General features: G+C 40.6%; 15 protein-coding genes, 1 rRNA gene and 1 pseudogene. 16 read left to right on the forward strand and 1 reads right to left on the reverse strand.

The window, feature by feature from the left end; translation table 11 throughout:
• Nucleotides 1-233 precede the first annotated feature (233 nt).
• The 13 genes and pseudogenes from SG0102_RS04130 to SG0102_RS04190 all read left to right on the forward strand — a co-directional run bounded on the left by SG0102_RS04130 (nt 234) and on the right by SG0102_RS04190 (nt 11,420).
• Nucleotides 234-1,229, forward strand: a complete 996-nt coding sequence (locus tag SG0102_RS04130; protein WP_157982969.1) for a tyrosine-type recombinase/integrase — start codon at nt 234-236, stop codon at nt 1,227-1,229.
• On the forward strand, nt 1,213-2,193 hold the full coding sequence (locus SG0102_RS04135; protein ID WP_125118782.1) for a tyrosine-type recombinase/integrase: 981 nt from the start codon (nt 1,213-1,215) through the stop codon (nt 2,191-2,193). Before SG0102_RS04130 ends, SG0102_RS04135 begins: the two co-directional genes overlap by 17 nt.
• Entirely contained in the window at nt 2,180-3,193 is a 1,014-nt protein-coding gene (locus SG0102_RS04140; protein WP_125118783.1) for a tyrosine-type recombinase/integrase, read from the forward strand. The genes SG0102_RS04135 and SG0102_RS04140 overlap by 14 nt, the downstream gene beginning before the upstream one ends.
• Nucleotides 3,194-3,312: 119 nt before the next feature.
• Nucleotides 3,313-3,963, forward strand: a pseudogene (locus tag SG0102_RS04145) (IS66 family transposase); the annotation flags it as partial.
• A gap of 256 nt (nt 3,964-4,219) precedes the next feature.
• On the forward strand, nt 4,220-5,068 hold the full coding sequence (locus SG0102_RS04150; RefSeq protein ID WP_331852255.1) for a substrate-binding domain-containing protein: 849 nt from the start codon (nt 4,220-4,222) through the stop codon (nt 5,066-5,068).
• Entirely contained in the window at nt 5,068-6,390 is a 1,323-nt protein-coding gene (locus SG0102_RS04155) for a sensor histidine kinase (RefSeq protein WP_125118786.1), read from the forward strand. The genes SG0102_RS04150 and SG0102_RS04155 overlap by 1 nt, the downstream gene beginning before the upstream one ends.
• Nucleotides 6,365-7,045 carry a response regulator transcription factor gene (locus SG0102_RS04160; RefSeq protein WP_125118787.1) on the forward strand — a complete coding sequence of 227 codons (681 nt, stop codon included), beginning with the start codon at nt 6,365-6,367 and terminating at the stop codon, nt 7,043-7,045. The genes SG0102_RS04155 and SG0102_RS04160 overlap by 26 nt, the downstream gene beginning before the upstream one ends.
• On the forward strand, nt 7,032-8,330 hold the full coding sequence (locus tag SG0102_RS04165) for an ABC transporter substrate-binding protein (RefSeq protein ID WP_125118788.1): 1,299 nt from the start codon (nt 7,032-7,034) through the stop codon (nt 8,328-8,330). Before SG0102_RS04160 ends, SG0102_RS04165 begins: the two co-directional genes overlap by 14 nt.
• Before the next feature lie 122 nt (nt 8,331-8,452).
• Nucleotides 8,453-8,890 carry a PTS sugar transporter subunit IIA gene (locus SG0102_RS04170; protein WP_125118789.1) on the forward strand — a complete coding sequence of 146 codons (438 nt, stop codon included), beginning with the start codon at nt 8,453-8,455 and terminating at the stop codon, nt 8,888-8,890.
• 14 nt (nt 8,891-8,904) lie between these two features.
• A complete protein-coding gene (locus SG0102_RS04175) occupies nt 8,905-9,399 on the forward strand; it encodes a PTS system mannose/fructose/N-acetylgalactosamine-transporter subunit IIB (RefSeq protein WP_125118790.1) in 495 nt (164 codons plus the stop codon).
• A 26-nt stretch (nt 9,400-9,425) separates the two neighbouring features.
• Nucleotides 9,426-10,277 (forward strand): PTS mannose/fructose/sorbose/N-acetylgalactosamine transporter subunit IIC, encoded by an 852-nt coding sequence (locus SG0102_RS04180; protein WP_125118791.1) that lies wholly within the window; start codon nt 9,426-9,428, stop codon nt 10,275-10,277.
• Between the two features lies 1 nt (nt 10,278).
• A complete protein-coding gene (locus SG0102_RS04185) occupies nt 10,279-11,115 on the forward strand; it encodes a PTS system mannose/fructose/sorbose family transporter subunit IID (protein ID WP_125118792.1) in 837 nt (278 codons plus the stop codon).
• A gap of 17 nt (nt 11,116-11,132) precedes the next feature.
• A complete protein-coding gene (locus SG0102_RS04190) occupies nt 11,133-11,420 on the forward strand; it encodes a DUF202 domain-containing protein (RefSeq protein ID WP_125118793.1) in 288 nt (95 codons plus the stop codon).
• Here the strand turns inward: SG0102_RS04190 and SG0102_RS04195 are convergent.
• On the reverse strand, nt 11,408-12,544 hold the full coding sequence (locus SG0102_RS04195; protein WP_125118794.1) for a nucleotidyltransferase: 1,137 nt from the start codon (nt 12,542-12,544) through the stop codon (nt 11,408-11,410). The two genes, SG0102_RS04190 and SG0102_RS04195, sit on opposite strands and share 13 nt — an antisense overlap.
• Before the next feature lie 157 nt (nt 12,545-12,701).
• Here SG0102_RS04195 and SG0102_RS04200 point away from each other — a divergent pair, with 157 nt between their 5' ends.
• The 3 genes from SG0102_RS04200 (at nt 12,702) to SG0102_RS04210 (ending at nt 15,294) form a co-directional block, all read left to right on the forward strand.
• Nucleotides 12,702-13,220: a YceD family protein gene (locus tag SG0102_RS04200; RefSeq protein WP_125118795.1), complete on the forward strand. Its 519-nt coding sequence runs from the start codon at nt 12,702-12,704 to the stop codon at nt 13,218-13,220.
• 15 nt (nt 13,221-13,235) lie between these two features.
• Complete coding sequence (gene rpmF, locus SG0102_RS04205; RefSeq protein ID WP_125118796.1) at nt 13,236-13,412, forward strand: 50S ribosomal protein L32; 177 nt, start codon at nt 13,236-13,238, stop codon at nt 13,410-13,412.
• A 356-nt stretch (nt 13,413-13,768) separates the two neighbouring features.
• Nucleotides 13,769-15,294: ribosomal RNA gene (locus tag SG0102_RS04210) — 16S ribosomal RNA — on the forward strand.
• The last annotated feature ends 78 nt before the right edge of the window (nt 15,295-15,372 follow it).

The raw sequence follows: 15,372 nt of genomic DNA on the forward strand, positions 1-15,372 counted from the left end.
TTACTGTTACGATTTCTCTAATTGACGAATTTATTGATTTTCTCCAAATTAAAGGCTATAACAAATCATCAACACTTAACGAATATAGACGCGGTTTGATAAGGCTTTTCGATTTAAAACATAATGAATCCATCTACTACCATTTAGCTGACGCTGATAAGATAATTCAGCGATATATTTACAAACATTCCAAGCCTCTCTCATATAAAGATATGCTGTATCTTAAACTCTATATGCGAAGATTTAATGAATTCCTCCAGGGTGAATATCACTTATATGAACCCAAGGATGATCCTATAGAAGTATTAAGCGCTTTGCATAGAATAATAATTAATGGCTATCAAAAGTACTGCCGTAAAAAAAATAATTCGGATTGGACGATTTCAAGTAAGAGAGCTGCTGCTATATTCTTTCTAAGGCTTATCGAAGAAAGCGGAATATTCGATATGTCATTTGATGCTCGTGATACCACAGCAGCACTTCTTCATGTTAAAAATAATGATCAGTGGAATAATATCAGGCTGTTTCTTATTTATCTTCATGATGCAGGTTCAGTTTCTGAAGATTATGCCAATCTCATTCCATATGCAAAAAATAAAGTACCTTATCCAACTGTTTATACTATCGAAGAAATCAAAAAGATTGAAGCTGTCATTGACCGCAATACACTTACCGGAAAGCGTGATTATGCGATGATACTTTTAGACACCCGACTTGGCATGCGAGCCGGTGATATCGTTAATTTAAAAATAGCGGACTTTGACTTTAAACATAATAAGATATGTATCAATCTTAATAAAGGTGGAAACTTACAGGAATTTGTTCTTCTACCAGTAATTAAGGACTCAGTTAATGACTATCTCGAAGCATCTGGGAACAGTGGGGCTGAGTATATATTTGAATCTATTGATTCTCCAAAGAGAAAAGTTACTACCGCAATTTTACGTCATAGACTTGACTACTATTTTGTGAAGGCTGGAATTGATATTAAAAACAAGAAACATGGACCTCATTCCATCAGATCATCAATGACTTCATCAATGGTAAATGATGGAGTTTCCTATGAGACTGTTCGTAAGATACTCGGTCACGAAGACCGTAATGCGGTAAAACACTATGCAGCCCTTGATATTGAAACTCTTAGAAAATGTGCAATCGAAGTTAAGAATCCAAGTGGCTCCTTTCTTGAATTCCTAGGTGGCGACGATAAAAATGAAAACATGCAATGATTTATTAACTGATTCAAAAAATTATCTTGATATACGCAAAAAAGTGCTGAGTACCTATAGCTTCTATCATTACAAGCAAATAATCAGAGAATTTAATGAATATTTCTCTAAGAGTACATTGAAGGATGTTTCTGCAATTAACGAAATGGAAATTACATCATTTATCAGGACAATTACTGGAAAAACATCAACGGTAATAAATAAACTGATAGCTCTTCGCAAATTCATCAACTATCTTAACAGCATCGGATACAAGATCTTTGTGCCAGAACTCCCAGAAAATCATGATGATTATGTTCCATATATTTTCAGTGATGATGAGATATCTGAAATCCTTGAATATCTTGATAATCTACCCTTGGAAAAAGGAATGAATCCATTGTTGCAGTACGAAATGCCTATGATTATCAGAATAATGATAAGCAGCGGCACACGTATTTCTGCAACGCTACATATCAAGCTGGGAGACTTTGATCCTCAGATGCACACTATCATCATTAGAAAGGGTAAGAATTATAAGGAGCGTATTGTTCCGTTAAATTTTTCCGTATCTAAAATGCTTATAAAATATATCGACGCTATGAATATATCCAATCCTGAATCCTATATTTTTCCAAATGCACTGAATGATAATGAGCCAATGAAGTATAAGAGTGTTGCAAATAAATTTCATAATGTACTGCTGAAGCTTAATATTTATGATCACTCTGGATATAAAACACGAGGTCCATGCCTTCACTGTCTGAGACACTACTTCGTAATTAATTCTTTAAGAAAATTGATAGCTGAAGGAATACCAATTGATAATTATATTCCGTATCTCTCAATCTATCTTGGTCATGATAGCTTAGATGAAACCGAAAAATATCTTAAGTTCAGTCCTGATATATTTACTGATGAAGTTGAATTGTTTTCAGAATCAATATTAGATATTCTGCCGGAGGTGGAAAATGATGAGGACTAATAAACTGCTTAACGCATTGAGAAACTATATTGAAACTTATCTTCCAGATACAAAAGGACTATCCAATAATACCATCAAATCATATAAGGCAACTTTCAGACTGTTATTTGAATTCTTTAAAGTAGTTTATAAATTAGAACCCGATCAGATCAGTTTCAGCAGTCTTGACTATGATCATCTAAATGCCTTTCTACTCTGGCTTGAAAGCAGTAGAAATGACAGCGCTTCAACTAGAAACCAGCGACTTTCGGCACTGTCGTCATTTTCTAAATATGCTCAGTCACGTAACTTTGATGCGGCCGTTATATTCAGAAATGCTGTTCTATCATTGCCTGTAAAAAAGGCACCAGTTAAAATGAGACAGGTTATGACAAGAGAAGAAGTCAAAATATTTTTATCACTGCCTGATGTTAATAAGCCAACCGAAAGACGAAATAAGGTCCTGCTTTCTTTTATGTATTCCACTGCGGCACGTGCACAGGAAGTATGTGATCTAACGACTACTGATATATCCATTCGTAATGGAAAATATTATGTCACTCTTCACGGAAAGGGAGGAAAAGCAAGGATTGTTCCAATCAATAAAAAGATGTACAAACTTCTGCTTCAGCATATTGAAACGAAGCCTAGACAGTACAGAAATTCAAAATATGTCTTTAATTCGCAGACAAATGAACAAATGTCTGTTTCTGCAATTGAAGAGATATTTAAAAAATATCAGAAGATGGCAAAAGATAAATATTCTGATATGTTTAACGGTAATTACACACCTCATACGATGCGTCATACAGCTGCTACCCATATGCTTGAAAGCGGTGTTTCAATTCCTGTTATTAGAAGCATTCTTGGTCATTCATCAATAGAAACGACAATGATCTATGCAAGGGTAAATCAAGCAATGGTTGATAAAAAGGTAAAGGAATGGAATGAAGAACATTTTGCGATAGAGCCTGAAGCGAATCCAAAAGAAATTAAAGATGATCTTGATTTTCTTAAATGATTATCCAAGAAAAAACTTGAAAGCAGTATTAAATAAAAGCGCTTGTCAGTTTGTCTAGAATAATAATTCTACTTGAATAATGAGCCTTATTCTAGATCTAGAATAAGGCCCATGCCAGACGCTACATCGAGGATGCGATGAAGATCCAGACTAATATCTATAAAGAATTTCATAATAAGTCTACGAGTGACGATCGCAGGCATGAAATTCTAAAAGATAATCCAGCTTTCGGCCATCAGCTTTGTCTACTGCAGATGATCGGCAAAGTGTTCGGTTATGAACGTAAGCTGAAGGGAAAGAACGCTGGGACAGATGAAATTCTAAAAGTGCGTGAAGAACTGGAATTACCTATTCTAAAAGAAATTCACGCTAAGATACTGGAAATTCAAGAAAAATTTCTGCCTTCCGGTAAGTTTTCGGCTGCAATGAATTATATTGTCAAGCAATGGAAAAAACTGCTGTATTATATCAGTCATCCAGAAGTCCCAATCAGCAATAATCTTATTGAACGTGAAGGCGTAAAGCCGTTTGTCATGACACGCAAGAACGTACTCTTTGCAAATTCAGTAGAAGGTGCTGAAACCATGATGAACTGGTTCACTCTCTTCACTTCAGCAAAGATGAACAATCTTGATTTTGAAAAATATATTACATATGCGCTATCTGAGCTTTCCATTCACAAAATGACGCAAGAGACAATCGAACGTCTTCTGCCATATTCAAAGTCATTGCCAGACGACATAAAGATATCTAATAACAGCCAGGAATAACTCCCTGGTTTTTATTGTACCGCTAACCAATTTATCTAGCCACAGCATAATGAGAATCGCATATCCCCGATTAAATCTTTATAACCGATCCTAGGTAGAAATAACTTTAGCGGTTTACTCAGATTATCTGACTAACAGACGCCAAGTATTTCTTAGAGTATTATATCCTTTGTTTGGTTGTATGTCTATGAGCAAAGGCCAGGAGTTGGCTGGAAAGATGACGTGTTTATAATACGCTTACAGTACACAGTTAAAGATTGGCACAACTTACATGACGCTGAATAATAATTTCTATAAAACCATAAACGACGAAATCAAAAAACAGGCGGTCATCCATCAGGGCGTCGTGCTGACGCGCGATCCCGCATTAAGTGCGTCAAGACAGGTAACACAGATTCATGAGCTCATTGAGGAAGGAGTCAATGTGCTCATTATTAATCCCGTCGATGGCCATAATAAGAAGATCCAGCAAGCCATGGCTTACGCGAAAAATCATGATGTGCATACCATTGTGATTGATACGCCGCTTAGTGATAGTCGCTATGTCGATACGACGATCGTCTCCAATAACTATCAGGCAGGGGTTTTGTGCGCAAAAAATATGATGAAAAATCAGTCTTCCGCTAAAATATTTCTCTTAGAACATAAACAGGCGCTATCGGCTGTTGATCGCATCAGAGGATTTACCGATACCATCAAGGGGCATAAACACTATCGCATCGTCGGCCGGCGCAACTGTCTGGGGCAGACGGATTTAGCGATGGCGGAGACGCAAAAGTTCTTAAAGAAAAAGATTGCTTTTAATACCTTAATGTCACTCAATGATCCAGCTACGCTAGGCGCCTTAGCGGCCTTTGAGGAAAGACACCTCCAGCATATCGCTATTTATAGCGTAGATGGTTCACCGGAGCTTAAGAAAATTATGAGCGATATGTCGGTTATTCAAACCATTGCGGCGCAGTCCCCATTAACGATGGCTAAACGGGCCTTTGCCTGTGCCTTACAACTTTATCATCATCAGCATGTTAAGGCGGAAATCGTCATTCCGGTTACTGCCATCACCCAGCACAATATCAATAATCAGGAATTAACGGGGTGGTCATAATGGTCAAGGGAAAACATTTAAAACAAACACGGATCTTACTGATCCTCATCAATTTTATTGCCGTTTTATACAATGCCTCATTATATTTATTCGCAACGCATTATATCGTTCTGCATCATCGGTCGCATGCCTTGCTTGAACGATTAGATGTCATTCCAGGAAATCCAGTTCAGCTCTATGTCATGGCCGTGGCTGCGGCTTCGATTCTTTGTCTGGCTATTTTAGCACGTGAATATATTCCTCAGTTTACGGAGATGGGGGATTCCTTTATTGTGGTGGAACTGCTTCTTATGATCGCTATTCTGGTGATCCTTCACGACAGCTATAATGGGGTTATTTTACTGGTCTTTATGGATATTATTTACCATGCTCAGGATAATAAGCATTGGCTGCTTTTAATGATTGCGGGCTTTGCCAGTCTGCTGTTTAGTAATTATGGGGTTTTATCGCAGGTGATTGATTTCCCATCACTGGATATTTATCTGGCCTTTTATCCTCATCGATCGGCGACGATGCTCTCATTTTTCCGTTATTTCTTTGAATCTTTCAATATTGTGCTCTTTATTGTTTTTTTAATCACCTATCTGATGGATTCATTGGAAGAAAAACAACACTTACAGCAGGAAATGCAGATGGTCAATCAGGTGAACAGCGAATTAAAAAACTATGTGGCGTTATCGGAAAAGATTGCGGAAGATCGTGAACGTAAACGCATTGCCAGGGAAATTCATGATACCTTAGGCCATGCCTTAACCGGTATTGCGGCGGGAGTAGATGCCTGCATTGTCTTAATTGATGTTTCACCAGAGCGCGCCAAAACCCAGCTCATCGCGGTTTCAAAAGTGGTGCGGGAAGGCATTGGCGATGTGCGTCGTTCGTTAAATAAACTGCGCCCCGGCGCTCTGGAAAACAAATCTTTAAAAGCTGGCTTAACCCAGATGATTAAAGAATATGAAGAATTATCCAAGGTTAAAATTGATCTCTATTATGAATGGAATCATGTTGATCTTGATAATACGAAAGAGGATGTCCTGTTTCGTGTGATCCAGGAAAGTATCACCAATTCTGTACGTCATGGGCATGCCAGACATATTGAAATTAATATGTTCGTAGAGAAAGACCACTATACCATTATCATTCAGGATGATGGGATGGGCTGTGAACATATTGTCTATGGCTATGGTCTAACGCAAATGAAGGAACGTTTAGCGATTATCGGCGCTAAAGTGGAATTTATGAATATCAATGGATTTAGAACTTTAGTAGAAATCCCGAAACTGAAAGGAGAAGATGAAGATGATGAAAGTCATGATTGCAGATGATCAGACACTGATTAGAGAATCGTTAGAAATTGTGCTCTCAGCACATGATGATATTACCTTAGTAAAAGGAGCCAGCAATGGCTTTGAAGTTTTAGAAAACGTGAAGGCCGATAAACCGGATGTGATTCTGATGGATATCCGGATGCCAAAAATGGATGGTGTCTTAACGACCAAAGCGATTAAAGAGCAGTATCCCGATATCAAGATTATTATTCTGACCACTTTTGACGATGATGATTTTGTTTTCAGTGCCTTAAAGTATGGGGCTTCCGGCTATTTATTAAAAGGGGTTTCAATGGATGATCTCTATAAAGCCATTTGCACGGTCTATAAAGGCGGGGCGATGATTAACCCGGATATTGCGACCAAGGTCTTTAAAATCTTCTCTCAGATGGCCCAGAGCAACTTCGCTATTCAGGTTGATGATCAGCAGGCTCATGATCTCACGAAAAATGAATGGAAGATTATTCAGCAGGTTGGTCAAGGGTTATCAAATAAGGAAATCAGTGCCAAACTATTCCTGTCTGAAGGGACTGTCCGTAACTACTTATCAACGATCTTATCAAAACTGAATTTACGTGACCGAACCCAGTTAGCCATCTGGGCCGTACAAAGCGGTGTCACAACTAAGGTGATTGCGGATGAAAACGAATAGACTGCGCGATAGTCTGATTATCTTTGTCTTAAGTGCCTTGTTTATTGCCATTATTTATACGAATAATCCAGATCGTATTATTACTCTGCGTCTAGGTGTTTATGCCGGTTCTAGCTGGGATGTGCCTTATGCGGATTCTTATCACTTAGTCGACCAGATTATCAAGGCTTTTGAGAAAAAACATCCCCATGTGAAAGTGAAATATGTCTCAGGCATAACGAAAGAGGATTATTCCTCATGGCTTTCTGATAAACTGATTCAAGGTCAGCAGTGTGATGTCTTTATGGTGCCAACCGATGATTTTAACTTATTGTCTGATACCAGCGGCTTAGAGAATCTCAATAGCTTAATTGGCAATAGTTACACGGATGTGAAGGCTTTCTATCCTTCTGCTCTCGCGGCGGGGGAAGTGAACAATCGCGTTTATGCCTTACCTTTTGAAAGCAATCCAATGATGATGTGTGTGAATATGGATCTGTTAAAGAAGGAAGGGATTAATTTGCCTTCACAAAACTGGACTTTCCAGGACTTTTATAAGATTTGTCGGAAGGTCACGAAAGATACTGATGGCAATGGAGAATTAGATCAATTTGGGGTGACCGGTTATACCTGGCAGGAAGCGCTCGAAGAAAATGGGGCGGCCCTTTTTAATGATGATGGGACAGAGTGTTACCTCAATAGTGAGAAAGTCCGTAAGGCTTTATCCTCTTATGCCAGACTGGTGGCCCTTAATGGTCATATCAAAGTGTCACAGAGTGATTTCGATACGGGCAAAGTGGCTTTTATGCCAATGTCTTTAGCCCAGTATCGCACTTATCGCTCTTATCCTTACCGCGTTTCCCGCTATTCAAAATTCCGCTGGCGTTCTGTTCCAATGCCAGGTTCATCACGGTATAAGATTCATATGCCGACAACACTCTTTGCGATTTCTTCGCATTCTTCTCATAAACAGGCAGCCTGGCTGCTTTTAAATGATTTAACCCTTGATGTGCATAATCAGCAGGCGCTGTTTAAAGAGTCTTCGGGATCTTCCGTGTTAAAAAAGGTGATGACATCCAAGACAACGCAAAAAATCTTAAAGAATGATAATATGGGCTCACAGGTTTTAACCTCCCAGACAATCAATCAGATGATGACCTCTTCTTCGTCCTCTCCACACTTTAAGAAGTATAACGAAGTAATGGAACTCGCTAATAATGAAGTGACTCTGGCGATTGAACAGGGGAGCTTAGATAGTGATTTACCGAGTATTGAAAGTCGTATTGAGAATATGCTTACAAAATAGCTGACAAATGTCATGTAAAGGCTTTACATCCATGACATTTGTCATTTTTTATTTGTGACGCTTAGTACGTTTCACGAAATGAAAAAAATAATACAATAAAGCCACGAGAGGAGATGAAGACAATGAAGTATTTAGTCCTTGTCAGCCATGGTGATTTTGCGGAAGGTTTAAAAACCTCGCTCGCAATGTTCGCTGGCGACAAGATCGATCAGGTGATCGCTGTAGGATTAAAGAATGGCACCTCCGCTGATGATTTCGCGGTGACCTTCAAGGAAGCTTTAAGCGTTTTGAAGGATGATGATTCTTTGGTTTTACTCGCTGACATTGTTGGCGGTTCACCTTTAACCACAGCTTTAAGTGTTTTAAGTGAAATGGGATACTTAGAAACAACCACTGTCTTAGGCGGGATGAACCTGCCAATGGCTTTAACTGCTATTGTCATGAAAGATGTATTAGAAGGGGATGCCTTCGTATCAAGCGTATTAAGCGAAGCAAAAACTGCTTTGCAGGAATACAAAACAGCATCTGATGACGCTGATGATGAAGAAGATGATATTTAAAGGAGTACAATAATATGGCTATTTCATTTGTAAGAATTGACGACCGTATGATTCACGGTCAGACTGTCACAAGATGGGCAAAAGAATATCCTTGTACAGGATTAATCGCTGTCAATGATGCCGCAGCATCAAATAAAGTCTTAAAACAGGCTTATAAGAGTGCATCAGATAAGAAAACATTCGTATGGACCAAAGAACATTTTAAAGATGTTCAGGAAAAAGTATTAAAATCAGCTGATCAGTATTTCTTAATTACTAAAAATCCATTAGACATGAAATACTTATTAGTGGATTTAGGCTTTGTACCTGGTGATGTCAAAACAGTTATTGTCGGACCATGTAATGATCGTCCTGGCACAACCAAATTAGGCAACAACCAGTCCATCACACAGGAAGAAGCAGAAGCTTTCGAAGCGATTGCGAAAGCAGGCTACAATATTAAATTCTCATTAATACCAGATGTTTCCATCGGTACATGGGATGATTTCAAAGGTAAATTCGGCTTTTAATAATTCATAATTGGGGAGGAAATAATATGAGTATTAGCTGGCTTCAGGCTGCTCTGCTTGGTTTATTTGCCTGCTTGGCATCTTTACCAGGTATGGGTGGTACAACAATTGGTAACTACACTTTAGGACGTCCATTAGTTGGTGGTCTCGTGTGTGGTTTAATCTTAGGAGATGTTAAATTAGGGATCATGTGTGGGGTTGCCATGCAGGTCGTTTATATCGCGTTAGTAACACCTGGCGGAACTGTTTCTGCTGATGTGCGTGCCATCTCTTATATTGGTATTCCACTTGCAATGGTAGCAGTTAAATCACAGGGCTTAGATTACGCTTCTGCCGATGCGACTGGTTTAGCGACTTCTATGGGGACTTTAGTAGGGACCCTTGGTACTGTTTTATTCTATGGTACTGCCACTTTAAACTTAGTATGGCAGGGGATTGGCTGGAAAGCCGTTGAAAAAGGTGATTTCAAGAAAATCTATACAGTAGATTTCGTCTTACCTTGGATCTCACATATCTTATTCTCTTTCATTCCAACATTAATCATGTGTCATTTCGGTGCTGATGCCGTTACTGCTTTAAAGAATGCCTTACCAATGGATGGTATTGCAATGAAGACCTTATTCACGGTCGGCGCTTTATTACCATGTGTCGGGATCGCTATCTTATTAAAACAGATCGTTGAAAAACCAGCAGACTTCATTCCATTCTTTGTTGGTTTCACATTAGCTGCTTCATTAGGTTTAAACTTAGTGGCTTCAGCTTGTGTATCATTAATCTTTGCCGTACTGTACTACAAACTCGATATGATTCAGACCACTGGCGTCAAAGCTTCAGCTGGTGCAATGGATGACGATGATGAGGAAGAGGAGGATATCTAAAATGGCAGAAAAGAAATTAAGCAAAAAAACATTGATGAAATCTTTCCATCATTGGTATTATGGTAACTTAACATGTTTCTCACAGGAACATATGCAGACATTCGGTTATTTAGCTGCAATGCTGCCAATCGTGGAAGAATTATATGATAATAAAGAAGATCAGGCCCGTTCCATGAACACTTACACCACATTCTTCAACTCAGAACCACAGATCGCCTCCGTAGTTGTTGGGATCACAGCTGGTCTTGAAGAAGCCCGTGCGAATGGTCAGGAAGATGTTAACGATGAAATGATCAACGGGTTAAGAGCCGGCTTAATGGGTCCATTAGCCGGGATCGGTGATTCCCTCATCGTTGGGACATTAATCCCAGTCTTATTAGGTATCTCTTTAGGTTTATCTACTGGCGGTAATCCACTTGGCGCGATTTTCTATATCATTGTATGGAACTTATTAGCTTACTTCGGTATGCGCTTTGCCTACATGAAAGGTTATGAACTTGGTGGGAAAGCTGTTGAAGTATTGGTTGGTCCAACTGGTCAGGCAATCAGAAAAGCCATCGGCGTTGTTGGTGGTATGGTTGTTGGGGCCGTTGCGGCAACATGGGTATCAGTAAAAACATCTTTAGTTTTAAAGAATGCAGCTGGTAAACCATTCCTTGAATTACAGAAACAGCTCGATGCCGTTTATCCAGGCTTATTAACAGCATTATTCGTTGTATTATGCTGGTGGTTAATGGCTAAGAAGAAAATGTCACCAATCACTGTTATGTTATTATTAGTAGTCATCGCCTTTGTCGGTGTCTTAGTTGGTTTCTTCAACCCAGGATTAAAATACTAAAAGAAAGGAAGAACACCATGACAGAAAAGGAACTCCAAAATTACACTAACGAAATCAATTACCAGAAACACATGCTTGAAAACTTAGGACGTTATCTTAACTTAATGTTCTTAGTCGCGAGTATTGGTTTGGTCTTGATTTACGTATTCCATTCCAAAAACTTGTTCATCACCATTGTCGGATTCATCCTCACTGTCATCGGTGTCCTTGGCTCATTAGTATTTGGCCTTGGCATTCGCAATGGAAGAGTGAATGTTAATAAAGTGATTGATGATTTGGAAGCGAAAAGTCATCACAAAGAATGATAAGGAATACTTCGGTATTCCTTTTCTTTTTGCGTTGCATCAACCAGACTTAGTAAAAGGGCTGCTTTTCGTTCAATCGCTAAAGCGGGATGATCGTAGGCGTTAATAGAAGTAATCATCTTAAAATCTGTTTGGCCTTTACGCATTTTAACAAGCTTTCGTCCGCGATCATTAAAGGCTAGCAGACGGATATAATCGATAGCCATTGCGGCCTTGACTTCCTCTTTCGTATTATTGAGTAAGATATGCGTAAGCATGCGCTGAATGCGCACTCGCGTGTAACGCTTCGAGGAACATAAGTTAACGAGCTCGTCAACGCTTGTGGCCTGCATTGCGGCTTTGACTACTAAATGTTCGATTCCTTCTTCCACTAAGTGCATCGAGGATAGGTCTTTTTGAAACAATATCGCATATTTTAATGGCATAAAGAAATCATTGAGATCAAAGAAATGCGCATCCTGATAAGAATCATACCCCGGTAAATAAGAAGAGACATCTTTGTCTTCTTTTAAAGCTTTGCGTAAAGCTGTGGCACTGGCAATCTGTGATAGAGATGTTTCATGATAATCATTTGTACGTTTAATGACATGGGGAGTGATTTGATAATGATGGTGTACAATTTCTTTAACATAAGCTAAGCCTAAGAGATCATTAGGCGTACGTACTTCTTTATGCATTAATAAACTTAAAGCCTGATTGCAGGCATCAGGATAACGCAAACCTGTTTTCATGGCGTCTTTGACATAACCATTATATAAATCAGGATATGTTTCAATGGTCTTGGCAATATCAAAAAAGGTCTCAATATGACCATCTTCTGAGCCAAAGATTAGATCTGTAACGCCCATTTCTTTTAACAGTAAAACACTGTAATGGGCAAAGTAATCAGCGCTTTCTACGCCGCATGCAAGGGGTAATTCAATCACACAGTCAGCGCCATTTTCTAAAGCAATCTTACTGCGGGTCCATTTATCGACAATCGCAGGTTCGCCGCGCTGGACAAAAGCGCCGCTCATGACAATCACTGTATAATCAGGATGGATCATTTCCTTTGCTTTTTTGATATGATAGGCATGTCCCGTGTGAAACGGATTATATTCCGCAATAATACCGAGAATTTTCATTGACGTCACCTCTTAAATAGTTTAACATGGGGAAGGCTTAAAAAGGGCACAAATCTCTAAAAAATGCTTTTTCGGGGGTCTAAAAATTCTTGAAATTATCGTTGACTTGGGGATTTGTTTTCTTTATAATGGTTAATGCGTTATAGAAGGTGATAAAATGAAGTGGAGTCGTTATTGGCTGATCAAACCAGAAAATGAACAATTTGATTTTGATGAGACATTGACTTTCTCTGATGAAATGTTCTATAACTTATCGCGAATCAATGGATTAAAGGATGTGCGTGTCACTGGCCATGGACACTACTTCGATGGCGAAGGTAGGCTCTATGTAGATGTACACATCGAAGGCACGATGATTGTTCCTTGCGCTATTTCATTAGAGGATACGGATTATCCCTTTGCGATAGACGAAACGGAAATCTTTGCCTTTTATAAGCCTGAAGATGATGAAGATGTCATTGAAGCTAAGAAGGACACAGCTGATTTGACACCTGTGGTATGGCAGGAAATTATGATGGCTGTACCAATGAGAGTTGTCAAGGAAGGCGCTGAACTTCAGCGTGAAGGAAAAGGCTGGAAAGTCCTTGATGAAACCGAATTAGATCAAGATGACGAAGAAAATCCTATTGATCCAAGGCTTGCAAAGCTTAAAGATTATTTTAAAGACAAGGAATAAGAGGAGGAAAAAACTATGGCAGTACCATTTAGAAGAGTATCAAGTACAAGAAGAAATAAGAGAAGAACTCATGACAAATTATCTGCACCTGCAGTTGTTGTATGTCCTGAATGTGGAGAATTCAAACTTTCTCATAGAGTTTGCAAACATTGCGGTTCATATGACGGCAAGAAAGTCATGGAAGTTAAATAAGATAGAACGTCTTACTAGGGTAGCCTTCGGGTTACCTTTTTATTTTTCTTTTAAAGTGTAAATGCAGTATTAAGGGAAAATAACCGATCAGGTAAAAAAATATTATGCCAATTATCATGATAAATAGATGATAATTTGTATTATGCGAAGAATACTTTCTAAAAAAGTGAAAAAACCTCTTGCATTTGTTTTACCAGTGCGGTAATATAAGCGAGCACTCCGGTAAGGAGCGCAATGCAGAACATTGAAAACTGAAAAGAAACACGTCAAAGAACTCATTTTTGAGCGGTGAACAAAACACCGAAAACAAATAGTCAGAAGTAATTTAAAGAGCTTATTCAAAGCTCCATTCATAAACAATGGAGAGTTTGATCCTGGCTCAGGATGAACGCTGGCGGCGTGCCTAATACATGCAAGTCGAACGGAGCACCTTGGTGCTCAGTGGCGAACGGGTGAGGAGAACATAGGTAACCTGCCCCTCCGAGGGGGACAACAGCTGGAAACGGCTGCTAAGACCGCATAGACGCATTCAGGGCATCCTGGATGCGCTAAATGACCGGATGGTCAGCGGGGGGATGGACCTATGCAGTATTAGCTAGTTGGCGGGGCAACGGCCCACCAAGGCGACGATACTTAGCCGGCCTGAGAGGGCGGACGGCCACACTGGGACTGAGACACGGCCCAGACTCCTACGGGAGGCAGCAGTAGGGAATTTTCGGCAATGGGGGAAACCCTGACCGAGCAACGCCGCGTGAACGAAGAAGGCCTTCGGGTCGTAAAGTTCTGTTGTACGGGAAGAACGTCGGATGGAGGAAATGCCATGCGAGTGACGGTACCGAACATAGAAAGCCACGGCTAACTACGTGCCAGCAGCCGCGGTAATACGTAGGTGGCGAGCGTTATCCGGAATCATTGGGCGTAAAGAGGGAGCAGGCGGTGATACAGGTCTGGAGGTGAAAGCCCGAAGCTAAACTTCGGGAAGCCCCGGAAACCGGATCACTGGAGTGCGGAAGAGGATCGTGGAATTCCATGTGTAGCGGTGAAATGCGTAGATATATGGAGGAACACCAGTGGCGAAGGCGACGGTCTGGTCCGCAACTGACGCTCAGTCCCGAAAGCGTGGGGAGCAAATAGGATTAGATACCCTAGTAGTCCACGCCGTAAACGATCGATACTAAGTGTCGGGAGTCAGATCCCGGTGCTGCAGTCAACGCAATAAGTATCGCGCCTGAGTAGTACGTTCGCAAGAATGAAACTCAAAGGAATTGACGGGGGCCCGCACAAGCGGTGGAGCATGTGGTTTAATTCGAAGCAACGCGAAGAACCTTACCAGGTCTTGACATCGATCTAAAAGGGAGAGAGATCTCCTCATAGCTATAGAGAAGACAGGTGGTGCATGGTTGTCGTCAGCTCGTGTCGTGAGATGTTGGGTTAAGTCCCGCAACGAGCGCAACCCCTGTCGCCAGTTGCCAGCATTGAGTTGGGGACTCTGGCGAGACTGCCTCTGCAAGGAGGAGGAAGGCGGGGATGACGTCAAATCATCATGCCCCTTATGACCTGGGCCACACACGTGCTACAATGGACGGAGCAGAGGGAAGCGAGACCGCGAGGTTGAGCAGAGCCCAGAAACCCGTTCTCAGTTCGGACTGCAGTCTGCAACTCGACTGCACGAAGCTGGAATCGCTAGTAATCGCGGATCAGCATGCCGCGGTGAATACGTTCTCGGGCCTTGTACACACCGCCCGTCACACCATGAGAGTCAGCAACACCCGAAGCCGGTGGCTCAACCGCAAGGAGAGAGCTGTCTAAGGTGGGGCCGATGATTGGGGTGAAGTCGTAACAAGGTATCCCTACGGGAACGTGGGGATGGATCACCTCCTTTCTAGGGAGAACAGAGTGTTTCTTTTCGGTTTTCTCTGCTTTGCAGAGAAGGAAGACCCTTGAAAACCGCATACAATCA

It is taken from the genome of Intestinibaculum porci (assembly GCF_003925875.1).
Lineage (GTDB): Bacteria > Bacillota_I > Bacilli_A > Erysipelotrichales > Coprobacillaceae > Intestinibaculum > Intestinibaculum porci.